Source organism: Bradyrhizobium sp. Y36, from assembly GCF_002531575.1.
In the GTDB taxonomy this organism is placed as follows: domain Bacteria; phylum Pseudomonadota; class Alphaproteobacteria; order Rhizobiales; family Xanthobacteraceae; genus Bradyrhizobium.
Genome location: NZ_NWTI01000006.1, coordinates 99,650 through 112,383 on the forward strand (window position 1 = coordinate 99,650; position 12,734 = coordinate 112,383).

The following is a 12,734-nucleotide window of genomic DNA, read 5'->3' on the forward strand; positions in this document are numbered from 1 at the left end:
CCCGGGCCTCTCTCAGACGCGATACCACGCCGCCAGATTCCACGTGATGGTGTCCCAACCGGAGATGTCGATCATCAGATTATTGGCGCCGGCGTTGACGATGGGGCGCGAGAGCAGCGGCAGGAACACGTTGGCCTCGCAGAAGATCTCGTCCACCTTCATCAGCAGCGCGGCGCGCTTGACGGGATCGAGCTCGCTCTGCGCGGCCTTGTAGGCCTTGTCGGCCTCGGGATCGGAATAGCGCGAATTGTTGCGGCCGAGCCATTTGTTGTCCTTGGTCGCGATCTCCCAGGAGACGCACTGGTTCAGGAAGCGCTCCGGATCGGGCTGCGGCTGCGTGGTGTTGTACATCTCCATGTCGGCATAGAATTTGGAGTAGGTGTCGGGGTTGCCGACGTCGGAGGAGAAGAACACCGAGGCGGTGACCGCCTTGATCTCGATGTCGATGCCGGCCTTCTCGCAGGCCTGCTTGATGATGGCCTGGGTCTTCTGGCGCGGGGCGTTGATCGAGGTCTGGAATACGTATTTGAGCTTCTTGCCGTCCTTCTCGCGGACGCCGTCCGCGCCCTTCTTCCAGCCGGCTTCGTCGAGGATCTTGTTGGCCTTGTCGATACTGAACTCGTATTTGAGCTTGGGCGACTTGAACTGCTTGGGCGCGTTGACGAAGCTCGCGGTGGCGATGCCGCCGCGGCCGTAGATGAATTTCTGGATCGAATCGCGGTCGATCAAAAGGTTGATCGCGCGGCGAACGGCGGGGTCGGACAGCGTCGGGTGCTTGGTCTTGAGGCTGGAGCGTTCGCCGTCAACCTCGGTCCAGGGGTCGGTGGTGTTGAGGATGACGAACTCGACATTGCCTGAGGGCGTGATGTCGAGCTTGCCCTTGCCGCTCGCCTCCATGCGCTTGAGGACCTCCTCCTCCACCTGCATGTTCCAGGCGAAGTCGTATTCGCCGGTCTGCAGCACGGCGCGGGCCGCAGACACCGCATCGCCGCCGCCCTTGATCTCGAGCGTGTCGAAATGCGGCTGGTTCTTGACGTGATAGTCGGGATTGCGTTCGGCGCGGATCAGATCGCCGGGCTTGAACTCGACGAATTTGTACGGGCCGGTGCCGACCGGCTTCAGGTTGGCCGGCGCTTCGCGCGACTTGGCGCCGACATAGTCGCCGAAATGATGTTTTGGCAGGATCTGGCCGACCTGGCCGCCGACGAACGGGTCGGCCCAGAACGGTGTCGGGGCCTTGAAGATCACCTTGACGGCGAAGTCGTCGATCTTCTCGACCTTGATGTCCTTGTAGGAGCCCGTGGTGAAGGCCGCGGTGGCGAGATCTGCGGCGTACTGCCAGGTGAAGACGACGTCGTCCGCGGTGAAGGGCTTGCCGTCATGCCATGTCACGCCCCGCTTCAGCTTCCAGATCACGCTCATGCCGTCGGCCGAGAGGCCGCCATTGGCCTTGGTGGGGACCTCGGCGGCAAGGCAGGGGACGAGATTGCCGTCCTTATCCCACCCGGCGAGCGGCTCGAAGAAGACGCGCGAGGCGATCTGGTCCTTGGTGCCGAGCGCGAAATGCGGATTGAGCAAAGTGGGCGCCTGCCACAGCAGCATCTTGAGCGTGCCGCCGCCGCCGGCCTTGGTCGGCTTGTAGGGCAGCGTGGCGTCCGCCATCGCCACGTCGTGCCAGACCAGGATCTGGCTTGCGATCGGGGCCGCGATCCCGACCGCGGCCACCCTTTGGATGAACGAGCGCCGCGACAGCGTGCCTTGCTTCACCTGTCCGACCAGGCCCCGGATCTCGTGCTCGTTCATCGGATCACCCTCCACCTCGAAGACATCAGTCGCCGGCATCATGTTGCATCATGCACGAGGCGGCAATGCCGGCGTGGCCGTCGGGCCATGCGACGAAATGACGATGGGGAGGGCCTTGGCACACCCGGACCCGGATCGCCGCCTGAGAGACCCAGGTGGCGATCCGGTGCGAGCTTGGCTGAACTTGGGGAAGTTCTAAGGCCGCGGGGGAACGCTAACCCGTTCACTCCCGGCGCATCAAGTTTCGTGATGTTGCCGCGGCCGGAGATTCATTGCAGCCGCCACGACATCGCCACACATGGGCCGTCGGCGCGTGAACCCGTGACGAGCCGGCATCTACCTGATGCCGAGCACGCCGATCGCGAGCGCCGACAGCAGCAGGGCCTGACTCAGAAGCTGCAGCGCCGTGTTCGGCTGTGCCAGCCAGCGCGTGACCCGCTCGGAGAAGGACAGCGCCGTATCGGCGAACAGCGGCTGAAAGCTATGCCGGAAGAAGTGCGGGAATCTGGCACCGAACCCGGAGGTCAGCAGGGCGTGGAACGTCGACATCATCGCCACGAAGATGACGGCGCCGAACGGCTCGCCGACGAATTCGGCCGCGTCGATCAGCTTGATCGCCAGCGCGACCCCGGAAGAGATCGGCACGCCCTGAAGCACGAAATAGAGCGCAAAGCATTCGAGCCATTTTCGGCCGGTGAGCTTTGGTGCGGCGAGTGCGGTCATGGTCGGGTCCTCCCTGAGTTCCGGTGTGGTGCCGCCAATCTCGCGCGCCGCGTGCTGCGCTGCCGTGATGCGGCTCACGCTTGGCGAAGGGCGACCCGGCCACTGCGAATTCGTTTCGCGTTTGCCGCGGAATGGAGAAGGCGCACCCGCGCCGGGCGCTCAATTTGGATTTCCATTTCATTGATTTCCCCTTGCGGAGCAGCGAATACGGTTCCAATCATTCGTGCCGTGCCATGGAGACCAAGATGTCGTTTCGCTTCCCCCTGATCCTCGCCACCGTGCTCGCCGCGTGGTCGGCAGCAAGCTCCGCCGAGACCATCAAGATCGGGGTGACGCCGGGACCGCATGCACAGATCCTGGAAGCCGTGAAGCCGATCGCGGCGAAGAATGGCCTCGACATCCAGCTGCTCGAATTCTCCGACTACGTCGTGCCGAACGCCGCGCTCGACGCCGGCGAGATCCAGGCCAATTCGTTCCAGAACCAGCCTTACCTCGACAACCAGAAGGCCGACCGCGGCTACAAGATCGAGGCGGTCGCGCTGACCGTGAATTTCCCGATCGGCGTCTACTCGAAGAAGCACAAGGCCTTTGCCGACATTCCCGAAGGCGGCAAGGTCTCGATCCCGAACGATCCGACCAACGGCGGCCGCGTCCTGCTGCTGCTGCGCGACAAGGGCGTGATCAAGCTGAAGGACGGCACCGGCTTCAAGCCGACGGTGCTCGACATCACCGAGAACCCGAAGAAGCTGAAATTCATCGAGGTCGACGCGGCGCAGGCGCCGCGCGCGCTCGATGACGTCGACGCCGCCGCGATCAACACCAATTATGCAACTCAGGCGGGCCTCGATCCGGTCAAGGATCCGATCCTGCGCGAGGACCCCAAGGGTCCCTATGTCAATCTGATCGCCGTGCGCACCGCCGACAAGGACAAACCCTGGGTCAAGATCCTCGTCGACAGCTACCACACGCCGGAGGTCAAGGAGTTCGTCCTGACCAAGTTCAAGGGCGCGGTGCTGCCGAGCTGGTAGGCAATCTGCCCAGCTCCAGCGCAGGGATGATCGCGGCGGGCGGGCTTGCGCATGAAAGTCGCGGATGAGCCCTGCGCAATGCCCGCTTGTCTGGAGCCGCACGACCCGACATCATCGAGCGCCTGGCCATCCTTGCCCGACAGGGGTCGTATGAAACGCTTTGCAAACCTGAAACGCCTGGGATTTTTCACGCGGCTGCTGGACGAGGCCCCGCCCGCCGAGCGCTATCGCTTCGCGGCCGAGCAGATCGTCCGCGCCGAGAAGGCGGGCCTCGATTCCGCGTGGATCGCCCAGCATCATTTCCACGAGCGCGAGGGAGGCCTGCCGTCGCCTTTCACCTTCCTCGGCTATGTCGCAGCGCAAACCTCGCGCATCCGCCTCGGCACCGGCATCGTCACGCTGCCGCTGGAGAATGCGGTGCGGGTGGCGGAGGACGCTGCCGTCCTCGATCTCCTCTGCAACGGCCGCTTCGAGCTCGGCGTCGGCACCGGCGGCAATCCGTCGGCCTTCGCCGCCTTCGGCCTCGACAGCGCCCAGCGCAACGACATCTTTGCGCGCAATCTGGCGGTCGTCCGCACCGCGCTGGTCGGAAGGCCGCTCGACGGCGGCGACACCATCTATCCGCAGCGTCCGCAACTGGACAAGCGGATCTGGCAGGCGACGTTCTCGGTCGCGGGCGGTGCCCGCGCCGGCAAGGCGGGCGATGGCCTGCTGCTGTCGCGCACCCAGCCGCGCACGAAGGAGGCGCCGAAGGCGACGCTCGCCGAGATCCAGAACCCGGTGATCGACGCCTATCTGGACGCGCTGCCCAAAGGGGCCGAGCCGCGCATCATGGCCTCGCGCAGCGTCTTCGTCGCCGACGACCACGCCGAGGCCCTGCGCCTTGCCGATATCGGGCTGCGCCGCGCACTGCCGCAATTCATGAAGGGCGGCCACCTTCCGCCGGGCGAGACGCTGGCGGAGATGATCACGGCGTTCGACACCCATGTCGGCGATGCCGACCACGTCATCGCCTCGCTGCGGGCGGACGCGACGCTGGAGCGGGTGACCGATCTCGTCTTCCAGGTGCATTCGGTCGATGCGCCGCACCCTCACGTCCTGCGCTCGATCGATCTGGTCGCGGAGAAGGTGGCACCGGCGCTGGGCTGGATCCGGACCGCGCCCGACGTGGCGCTGGCGGGCTGACCGGAATGAATGTGTGCGAGGCTGAAAGATGAGTACGCAGGATATCATCGACACGCTCGCCGGGATCGTACCCGGCTCGGCGCTGGACGCGATCCGCGCCCGTCGCCTGCAGGCGCGCGAGAATGCGCAGAAGAGCTATCTGTCACTGTTCGAGCCGATCGACCCCGGCGATGTCTCGCTTGTCGAGCGCGCCGCAGTCGCGACCTTCGTCACCGGGCTGCATGGCGAGTCCCCCGTTGCGGCCTTCTATCGCAAGAAGCTTGCCGCGAACGCGGATGGTGCGCGCCTGCTCGCGGCGATCGATGCCGAAATCGCGCGCGGCAGGACTTCGGGTCCCTACGGCTCGTATCCTGCCGGTCCGCTGTCGGTCGAAAACACGGCCGGGCTGATCTATCGCGTCAGTGCGGCGAGCAAGACGGCGCTCGGCGCGAGACTCGCAGCCGCGCTCGAGCATGCGCATCTGCTGGTGTTCCGGCCACGCGACGCCGCGGCCGCCGACATGAAGGCGCTGCTCGACGCCGGCTGGTCGAACACCGGAATCGTCACCTTCTCCCAACTCGTCGCGTTCCTGTCCTTCCAGGTGCGCGTCGTCAGCGGCCTGCGCACGCTCGCCGCGGCAAGCGCATAAGAGGAGGTTGCATCATGAGCGGCACCGTCAATCCTCCCGTCGTCTTCACTCAGGACGAGCTCGGCTGGGTCTCCTGGATCGATCCGCTGCCTGAAGCGGAACTGACGGACCGGCATTACGCAGGCCTGGTCGACCGCGCCCGCGCCAAGTCGGAATATTTCCGCCTGCTGGTGCGCGACCCCGAGGTGCTGGAGGCCCGCACCAAGACCGACAAGGACATCTTCTACAACGTCGCCGACGGCCTGCCCCGCGCCGAGCGTGAGCTCGCGGCGGCGGCGACCTCGCGCTACAATGGCTGCATCTATTGCGCTTCGGTGCATGCGCGTTTCGCCAGCACCTATTCCAAGCGCCGCGACGACGTGCAGCGCCTGCTCGACGAGGGCGTCAAGGCTGATCTCGGCGAGCGCTGGAATGCCGTGGTCAAGGCGTCGGTGGCGCTGGCCGCAACGCCGATCGCATTTGGTCCCGACAATATTGCGGAACTGCGCCGCGCCGGCCTCGACGACGCCGAGATCGTCGACGTCATCAACGGCGCCTCGTTCTTCAACTGGGCGAACCGGCTGATGCTGTCACTTGGCGAGCCCTCGAAATAGGCAATCTCCGGCACGAGAATTGCTGCTTGTTTCAACTGAAGTGGATGGAGCCGTGCATGAGCAACATCGATCGTCGTACCCTGGTGAAGGGCTCGCTTGCCGCCATGATGGCGGGCGCGGCCGTCTCGCGCGGTGCCTTGGCTGATACCTCCGAGCCGATCCTGCTCGGCGTCAGCGGTCCCCTGACGGGACCGAACGCGCAATACGGCACGCAATGGAAGCAGGGCTTCGATCTCGCGCTCGACGAGATCATGGCGGCCGGCGGCATCAACGGCCGCAAGCTCGCCTACCAGTTCGAGGACAGCCAGAGCGATCCGCGCCAATCGGTGGCGATCGCCCAGAAGTTCGTGTCAAATCCCGCCATCGTGCTGGAGCTCGGCGATTTCTCCAGCCCCGCCTCGATGGCGGCATCCCCGATCTACCAGCGCGGCGGCCTCGTGCAGTTCGGCTTCACCAATTCGCACCCTGATTTCACCAAGGGCGGCGACTTCATGTGGAGCACCTCGGTCAGCCAGGCCGACGAGCAGCCGCTGCTGGCGGCCTACGCGGTGAAGCGCCTCGGCCTGAAGAAGCTCGCGGTGCTGCACCTCAACACCGATTGGGGCCGCACCAGCCGCGACTATTTCGTCAATGCGGCGAAGGAGTACGGCGCGGAGATCGTGGTGACCGAGGGCTACATCGCGGAGGAGCGCGACTTCCGCTCGACGCTGGTGCGCGTGCGCGACGCCAATCCGGACGGGCTGATCCTGATCTCCTATTATTCCGACGGCGCGCTGATCGCCCGTCAGGCGCGTCAGGTCGGGTTGAAGCAGGTGATGTGCGCGGCGAGCTCGGTCTACTCGCCGAAATTCATCGAGCTTGGCGGCGAGGCGGTCGAGGACGTTCACGTCGGCACGCGCTACTTCCCCGAGGACACGCGGCCAGAGGTGCAGAAGTTCATCGCGGGCTTCAAGAAGAAATACAACGGCCAGGAGCCGGATGCCTTCAACGCCTATGCCTATGACGCGATGAATATGGCCGCCGCCGTCGTGAAGATCGGCGGCACCGATCGCAAGGCGATCCGGGACGCCTTCACCAAGGTCAAGGATGTCCCCAGCGTCATCTTCGGCACGGCGACGTTCGACGTTGCCACCCGTCGCGTCAAGGGCGCCATGAACGCCGAGCTCGTCGTGCGCAAGGGCCAGTTCGCGCTCTGGGACGGCAAGCCGACCTGATCCAACGGTCGGAGCAACCGCTTCGGCCGCCTTCTCTCCACACGGGGACCGATTTTTGTCTTCCTGGCTCGACTACACGATCAACGGGCTGATCGTCGGCAATGTGTACGCCCTCGTTGCGGTCGGGCTCGCGCTGATCTTCGGCGTCAGTCGGCTGATCAACTTCGCGCAGGGATCGATCTACCTGGTCGGCGCCTATATCGGCTGGGTTGCGGTGGTGCAGCTGCATACGCCGCTGCCGCTCACCATCATCGTGGTGGCCGTGGCCGCCGCGATCGTCGGGCTGATCATCGAACGGTTCGGCCTGCGCCCGCTGCAGAACTCTGTGCGAATTGCACCGCTGCTCGCGACCATCGGCATCAGCTTCGTGCTCGATCAGCTGGTGATGCTGACCTTCTCGCCCAATCCGCGGGCGCTGCCGAGCCAACTGCCGGATGTCCGCTTCCAGGTCGGCGGCGGCACGATCGGCCCCCTTGACCTGCTCATCGCCGGAGTCGGCCTTACCAGCGCGTTCCTGCTGTTCGTGTTCCTGCGCTACAGCAAGCTCGGCTGGGCGGTGCGCGCAGCGTCACAGGACCGCGACGCCGCGATGCAGATGGGCGTCGACGTCAACCGCGTCAATCAGGCGGTGTTCGGCATCGCCGCCGCGCTCGGCGGCGTCTCCGGCATGCTGGTCGGCATGTACTACAACCAGATCGACACCGCGATGAGCCTGCAGGCGACGCTGAAGGGCGTGGTTGCCGAGGTCGTCGGCGGCGCCGGCAATGTGCCGGGCGCGGTGATCGGCAGCCTCTTGCTGGGGCTGGTGGAGAGCTACGGCGTCGCGGTGTTCGGCACCAGCTACCGCAATCTGTTCGCGTTCCTGCTCCTTGTCGTCGTGCTGGTGCTGCGGCCGAACGGTCTGTTCGCCAGCGCGCGGCAGGCGCCGCCCGAGCCGCTCACCGGCACGTTCATCGCGCCGAGCCGCCCGGTGCGTATTCCGCACTGGGCTCTGGCTGTCGCCGCCGCCGGCTTTGCGCTCCTGCCGTTGTTCCCGGTGTCGTTCTACGTGCTTCAAACCCTGATCAATGCCTGGCTGCTTGGCATGCTTGCGCTGAGCCTGACGCTGGTTGCGGGCACGATGGGGCAGGTCTCGCTCGGTCACGCCGCGCTGCTTGCGATCGGCGCCTACACCTCCGCGCTGTTGTCGCTGACACTCAATGTCCCGGTCGGCCTTGCCGTGATCGGCGGCGGCCTGATGAGCGCCGCGCTCGGCACGCTGTTGATCTCGCCGTCGTTCCGTTTGCGCGGGCATTACGTGTCGATCGCCACCCTCGCCATCGGCGAAATCGTGTCGCTGGTGATCCTGAACTGGGAGAGCGTGACGCGCGGGCCGATCGGCATTTCCGGCATCCCGCCGCTGTCGCTGTTCGGTTACGATTTGATCAGCCCGACCTCGATCTACTGGTTCAGCTTTGCCGTGATGGTGGTGCTGGCGCTGCTGCAGGGACGGCTGCTCGGCTCACATCTCGGCCGCAGCTTCCGCGCCATTCGCGACGACGACATCGCCGCGCGCGCCTATGGGCTCAGCCTGAACCGCTACAAGTCGCTCGCCTTCATCTTCGGCGGCTTCGCCGCGGGCGTCAGCGGCGGTATCGCGGCGCACCTCTATTCCTACATCAACCACGAGACCTTCAACACACAGCAATCGATCCTTGCGCTGACCGTCGTCATCCTCGGCGGCCTCGGCAACGTCGTCGGCGCAATGCTCGGAGCGGTGGCGCTGGTCGGGCTGCCGGAAGTGTTCCGGGTCGCGGCGGAGTACCGCATCCTGATCTACGGCATCGTGCTCTTGCTGCTGGTGCGGTTCAGGCCGCAAGGCCTGTTGGGGACGATGTGATGGCGGAGCAGTCTCCCATGCTGTCCCTGCGCGGGCTGACACGCCGCTTCGGCGGGCTCACCGCCGTCGATGCCATCGATCTCGATCTCGCCAAGGGTGAGCTCGTCAGCATCATCGGGCCCAATGGCGCCGGCAAGACCACGCTGTTCAATCTGGTGACCGGCCTCGACCGGCCCGACGCCGGCACGATTCACTTCGAGGGTCAGGACATCACCGGCCTGTCGCCGGAGCGGCTTGCAGCCGGCGGCATCGCGCGCACGTTCCAGCTCGGCCGTGTCTTCGGCAATCTCAGCGTCATGGACAACGTCCTGATCGGCGCCCACACCCGGCTGCGTGCGGTGAAGCCGGCCGTGCCGGTGATCGGTCCGCTGCTGGAACTCGGCCTCGCCCTGCTGCGCCCAGCCAGCGTCAAGGCGGAAGAGGAGCGATTGCGGGAGGAGGTGAGGGCGATCCTCGCCCGGTTCGGCGAGCGGCTGCTGCCGCGGATCGACCAGCCCGCCTACAGCCTCTCCTATGCCAACCGTCGCCGCGTCGAGATCGCGCGCGCGCTGGCGCTGAAGCCGCGCCTGCTGCTGCTCGACGAGCCGACCGCGGGCATGAACCCGACCGAGACCGCGGAAATGCAGGCGCTGGTCGCCGAGCTGAAGGCGGAGGGCCTCACCATTCTCCTGATCGAGCACAAGCTGGAGATGGTGATGCGCCTCTCTGATCGCGTCATCGTCATGGATGAGGGCAGGAAGATCGCCGAAGGACCGGGCGAACAGGTGCGAGTTGATTCCAAGGTGATCGAGGCCTATCTCGGCCACGGCCTGTCAGGAACGTCGGAGCAGGACAGCGCGGCATGACGAACCCTGCTCCCGAACCGCTGCTGGCGCTGTCGAACGTCAATACGTTCTACGGCCAGGCGCAGGTGCATTTCGATCTGTCGATCACGGTCGCGCGCGGCCACATCGTCTGCCTGCTCGGCGGCAATGCCAGCGGCAAATCGACCACGATGAAGATCATTTTGGGACTCGTGAAGCCGCGCTCGGGCGAGGTGAGCTTCGATGGCGCCTCGCTGATCGGATTGACCACGCCGCAGATCGTCCGCCGCGGCATTGCCTCGGTGCCCGAGGCGCGGCGGCTGTTCGCGGACATGAGCGTGCGCGAAAACATCCTGATGGGTGCCTTCGTGCGCAACGACCGCGAGGCGATCGCGCAGGATCTCGACAAGATGCTGACCCTGTTTCCAAAGCTCGGACAGCGGCTGGCCCAGCGCGCCGGCTCGCTCTCCGGCGGCGAGCAGCAGATGGTGGCGATGGCGCGTGCGCTGATGAGCCGTCCCAGGATGATCGTGATGGACGAGCCGACCATGGGCCTGTCGCCGCTCTATGTCGACCGCGTGCTGGAGCTGATCCGCACCATCAACCGGGAGGGCGTCTCGGTGTTCATGGTCGAGCAGAACGCCAGCCTCGCGCTCGAGATCGCGCACGAAGCCTATGTGCTGCAGACCGGCAAGATCGTGCTGTCGGGCCCGGCGCGCGCGCTCAAGGACGATCCGCGCATCCGCGACGCCTATCTCGGCGGCTCCGAGGCGGCCTGACGTTCAGGCCGAGGCCGCACTCGCGACCTGCTCCGCCGGCAGGTCGTCGCCGTTGGGATCGCCGGGGGCCGTGGCCCAGGCCAGCTCCACCAGCGTCACGATCCGGCGGCCGCCGCCGTCGAGCTGGACGACGATCAGGCCCTGCTCCTCCATGTAGCCGAGCAGCCGCTGTGCCCGGCGCAGCGAATGCGAGCCATAGGCGCGCGCGATCGCGGCATCGCCCGGACAGGGCCAGCCTTCCTTCGCCGCCCGCGCGATCATCATGAACACGCCCTGCATGTCGTCAGGCAAGATCGAGGCGCGCAGCGACACGTCCTGCCAGGTGTCGTCTTCGGCATGTTCGGCGCCGAGCCCCGCGCGCGCGCGCGTCAGCATGCGGCGGAATTCATTGAGATCGGGCACGGCCGCGCCGAGCCCCTCGATTCGGCAGCGGACCACGAACTCCTGATAGAGCACGCCGATGGCGCGGAAGCCGGCGTCGGGCTCGGCGAGCACGGCCCGCAGCGTGCGATTAACGCGCTCGCGCCGCTCCGCCAGCTCCTCGGCGCTGACCGGCACCTCGACCACTTCAGGCTGGATCACCGGCGCGGCTGCCTTCGCAGCGCGGAGCTGCTCGAGCAAATCCGGCGCAGGCCGCCGCTGCGGCCGGCTGGCGTCGGGCGGCGGCGCGGCCAGGATCATGGCGCGCATGTCTTCCGTGGCCGCCTCCGGCAGCGGCATCAGCCGCGGTGTCGAGTTGCGCGGCGAGGTATCGGTCGGGCCGATGTTGAGGCGCAGCGGACGGCGCGACAGCGCGGGCCCCAGTGCCATGAACTGGCCGCGCTCGAGGTCGCGAAAGGCTTCGGCCTGACGCCGTTCCATGCCGAGCAAATCGGCGGCGCGCGCCATGTCGATGTCGAGGAAGGTGCGGCCCATCAGGAAGTTGGAAGCTTCCGCCGCGACGTTCTTGGCGAGCTTGGCGAGGCGCTGGGTCGCGATGATGCCGGCGAGGCCGCGCTTGCGGCCGCGGCACATCAGATTGGTCATGGCGCCGAGCGACAGCTTGCGCGCTTCGTCCGAGACCTCGCCGGCCACCGCCGGCGCGAACAGCTGCGCCTCGTCGACGACTACGAGCATCGGATACCAATGGTCGCGGTCGACATCGAACATTCCGCCGAGAAACGCGGCCGCGCGGCGCATCTGATTCTCGGCGTCGAGACCCTCGAGATTGAGCACGGTGGAGACGCGATGCAGCCGCGCGCGCTCGCCGGCGACCTGAAGGCCGCGCTCGGTGTGATCCTCGGCCTCGATCACGAGATGGCCGAAGCGATCGGCCAGCGTGACGAAATCGCCTTCGGGGTCGATGATGGCCTGCTGCACCCAGGGCGCGCTCTGTTCCAAGAGCCGCCGCAGCAGATGCGATTTGCCGGAGCCCGAATTGCCCTGCACCAGGAGGCGGGTCGCCAGCAGTTCCTCGAGGTCCATGGCGGCCGCGGCGCCTGCCGTGGTCTGCCCCATCTCGATCGCAACCGTCATCCCGACTCAAGTCCCCGTCATTCGCGGACAGGGGCTTATCAATCCCGTCGGGGCGCGTCGAGCGGCACGGCGCGAATCATGCCGCGTTGCCCACGGCGGCGTTTACGGTGCTCCCTCGGAACAATGCAGGAGAGTCGCTTTCAGGATGCTTCGATCAGAGTTTCATCCAAAAATTGTCGATGTCTTTACGGGGGGGCGCTACCCCTCGGCTATCCTGCCGGCTGGCAGAGCGCCAGGAAACACGGACGATGTTGAGCACGCTAACCAGCCCCGCCACGATGACGGTCACGGTGTTTGGCGTTGCGGCTCTCGTTACGCTTGGCGTGGGCATTTATTGGCTCTTCAACAAGCGGGCACGTTTGAAGGATATCGCCGAGATGAGGGCGAAGCTCGATGAGCTCGAGCCCTCCGACCCTGAATACGGTGCGGTGAGGGCGCTTTACACCTCGATGATCTTGGATGCCGAACGTTGGGGCTTCTTTGCTGGCGAATCCGGATCGGGCGGCCATGGCGGCAGTGCCGATCACGGCGGCAGCGACCAGGCCGGTGATGCCGGCGAGGGTGGACACGCTCATTGATGCATG

General features: G+C 66.1%; 12 protein-coding genes. 9 read left to right on the forward strand and 3 right to left on the reverse strand.

What is annotated here, in order from left to right; genetic code table 11:
• Window positions 1–12: 12 nt before the first annotated feature.
• Window positions 13–1,803 carry a peptide ABC transporter substrate-binding protein gene (locus tag CO669_RS12945; RefSeq protein WP_097660418.1) on the reverse strand — a complete coding sequence of 597 codons (1,791 nt, stop codon included), beginning with the start codon at window positions 1,801–1,803 and terminating at the stop codon, window positions 13–15.
• Window positions 1,804–2,139: 336 nt separating this feature from the next.
• The gene (locus CO669_RS12950; RefSeq protein WP_097660419.1) at window positions 2,140–2,526 is read right to left on the reverse strand and encodes a hypothetical protein; all 387 of its coding nucleotides are present in this window, start codon (window positions 2,524–2,526) and stop codon (window positions 2,140–2,142) included.
• 233 nt (window positions 2,527–2,759) lie between these two features.
• On the opposite strand from CO669_RS12950, the gene CO669_RS12955 reads away from it, so the two are divergent.
• The 8 genes from CO669_RS12955 to CO669_RS12990 all read left to right on the forward strand — a co-directional run bounded on the left by CO669_RS12955 (window position 2,760) and on the right by CO669_RS12990 (window position 10,635).
• Window positions 2,760–3,554, forward strand: a complete 795-nt coding sequence (locus CO669_RS12955; protein ID WP_097660420.1) for a MetQ/NlpA family ABC transporter substrate-binding protein — start codon at window positions 2,760–2,762, stop codon at window positions 3,552–3,554.
• A gap of 150 nt (window positions 3,555–3,704) precedes the next feature.
• Window positions 3,705–4,739 carry a putative FMN-dependent luciferase-like monooxygenase gene (locus tag CO669_RS12960; protein ID WP_097660192.1) on the forward strand — a complete coding sequence of 345 codons (1,035 nt, stop codon included), beginning with the start codon at window positions 3,705–3,707 and terminating at the stop codon, window positions 4,737–4,739.
• Between the two features lie 28 nt (window positions 4,740–4,767).
• Window positions 4,768–5,367: a CMD domain protein gene (locus CO669_RS12965; protein WP_097660193.1), complete on the forward strand. Its 600-nt coding sequence runs from the start codon at window positions 4,768–4,770 to the stop codon at window positions 5,365–5,367.
• Window positions 5,368–5,381: 14 nt separating this feature from the next.
• The gene (locus tag CO669_RS12970; RefSeq protein ID WP_097660194.1) at window positions 5,382–5,960 is read left to right on the forward strand and encodes an alkylhydroperoxidase domain protein; all 579 of its coding nucleotides are present in this window, start codon (window positions 5,382–5,384) and stop codon (window positions 5,958–5,960) included.
• Window positions 5,961–6,016: 56 nt separating this feature from the next.
• Window positions 6,017–7,174, forward strand: coding sequence for an ABC transporter substrate-binding protein (locus tag CO669_RS12975; RefSeq protein ID WP_097660195.1), 1,158 nt, complete (start codon window positions 6,017–6,019; stop codon window positions 7,172–7,174).
• Window positions 7,175–7,229: 55 nt separating this feature from the next.
• Window positions 7,230–9,053 carry an ABC transporter permease gene (locus tag CO669_RS12980; protein WP_097660196.1) on the forward strand — a complete coding sequence of 608 codons (1,824 nt, stop codon included), beginning with the start codon at window positions 7,230–7,232 and terminating at the stop codon, window positions 9,051–9,053.
• The gene (locus tag CO669_RS12985; protein ID WP_198963986.1) at window positions 9,053–9,898 is read left to right on the forward strand and encodes an ABC transporter ATP-binding protein; all 846 of its coding nucleotides are present in this window, start codon (window positions 9,053–9,055) and stop codon (window positions 9,896–9,898) included. Before CO669_RS12980 ends, CO669_RS12985 begins: the two co-directional genes overlap by 1 nt.
• A complete protein-coding gene (locus CO669_RS12990) occupies window positions 9,895–10,635 on the forward strand; it encodes an ABC transporter ATP-binding protein (RefSeq protein ID WP_097660198.1) in 741 nt (246 codons plus the stop codon). Before CO669_RS12985 ends, CO669_RS12990 begins: the two co-directional genes overlap by 4 nt.
• Before the next feature lie 3 nt (window positions 10,636–10,638).
• Here CO669_RS12990 and CO669_RS12995 read toward each other — a convergent pair whose 3' ends face one another.
• Window positions 10,639–12,150 carry a helicase HerA domain-containing protein gene (locus CO669_RS12995; protein WP_097660199.1) on the reverse strand — a complete coding sequence of 504 codons (1,512 nt, stop codon included), beginning with the start codon at window positions 12,148–12,150 and terminating at the stop codon, window positions 10,639–10,641.
• Between the two features lie 248 nt (window positions 12,151–12,398).
• Between CO669_RS12995 and CO669_RS13000 the strand changes: the two genes are divergently transcribed.
• A complete protein-coding gene (locus tag CO669_RS13000) occupies window positions 12,399–12,728 on the forward strand; it encodes a hypothetical protein (protein WP_097660421.1) in 330 nt (109 codons plus the stop codon).
• Window positions 12,729–12,734: the final 6 nt, after the last annotated feature.

Coding starts and splice junctions, on each gene's coding strand:
- CO669_RS12985 (WP_198963986.1), top strand. CDS start 9,053: ATGGCGGAGCAGTCTCCCATGCTGTCCCTGCGCGGGCTGACACGCCGC.
- CO669_RS12970 (WP_097660194.1), top strand. CDS start 5,382: ATGAGCGGCACCGTCAATCCTCCCGTCGTCTTCACTCAGGACGAGCTC.
- CO669_RS12990 (WP_097660198.1), top strand. CDS start 9,895: ATGACGAACCCTGCTCCCGAACCGCTGCTGGCGCTGTCGAACGTCAAT.
- CO669_RS12955 (WP_097660420.1), top strand. CDS start 2,760: ATGGAGACCAAGATGTCGTTTCGCTTCCCCCTGATCCTCGCCACCGTG.
- CO669_RS12965 (WP_097660193.1), top strand. CDS start 4,768: ATGAGTACGCAGGATATCATCGACACGCTCGCCGGGATCGTACCCGGC.
- CO669_RS13000 (WP_097660421.1), top strand. CDS start 12,399: ATGTTGAGCACGCTAACCAGCCCCGCCACGATGACGGTCACGGTGTTT.
- CO669_RS12995 (WP_097660199.1), bottom strand. CDS start 12,150: ATGACGGTTGCGATCGAGATGGGGCAGACCACGGCAGGCGCCGCGGCC.
- CO669_RS12945 (WP_097660418.1), bottom strand. CDS start 1,803: ATGAACGAGCACGAGATCCGGGGCCTGGTCGGACAGGTGAAGCAAGGC.
- CO669_RS12960 (WP_097660192.1), top strand. CDS start 3,705: ATGAAACGCTTTGCAAACCTGAAACGCCTGGGATTTTTCACGCGGCTG.
- CO669_RS12950 (WP_097660419.1), bottom strand. CDS start 2,526: ATGACCGCACTCGCCGCACCAAAGCTCACCGGCCGAAAATGGCTCGAA.
- CO669_RS12975 (WP_097660195.1), top strand. CDS start 6,017: ATGAGCAACATCGATCGTCGTACCCTGGTGAAGGGCTCGCTTGCCGCC.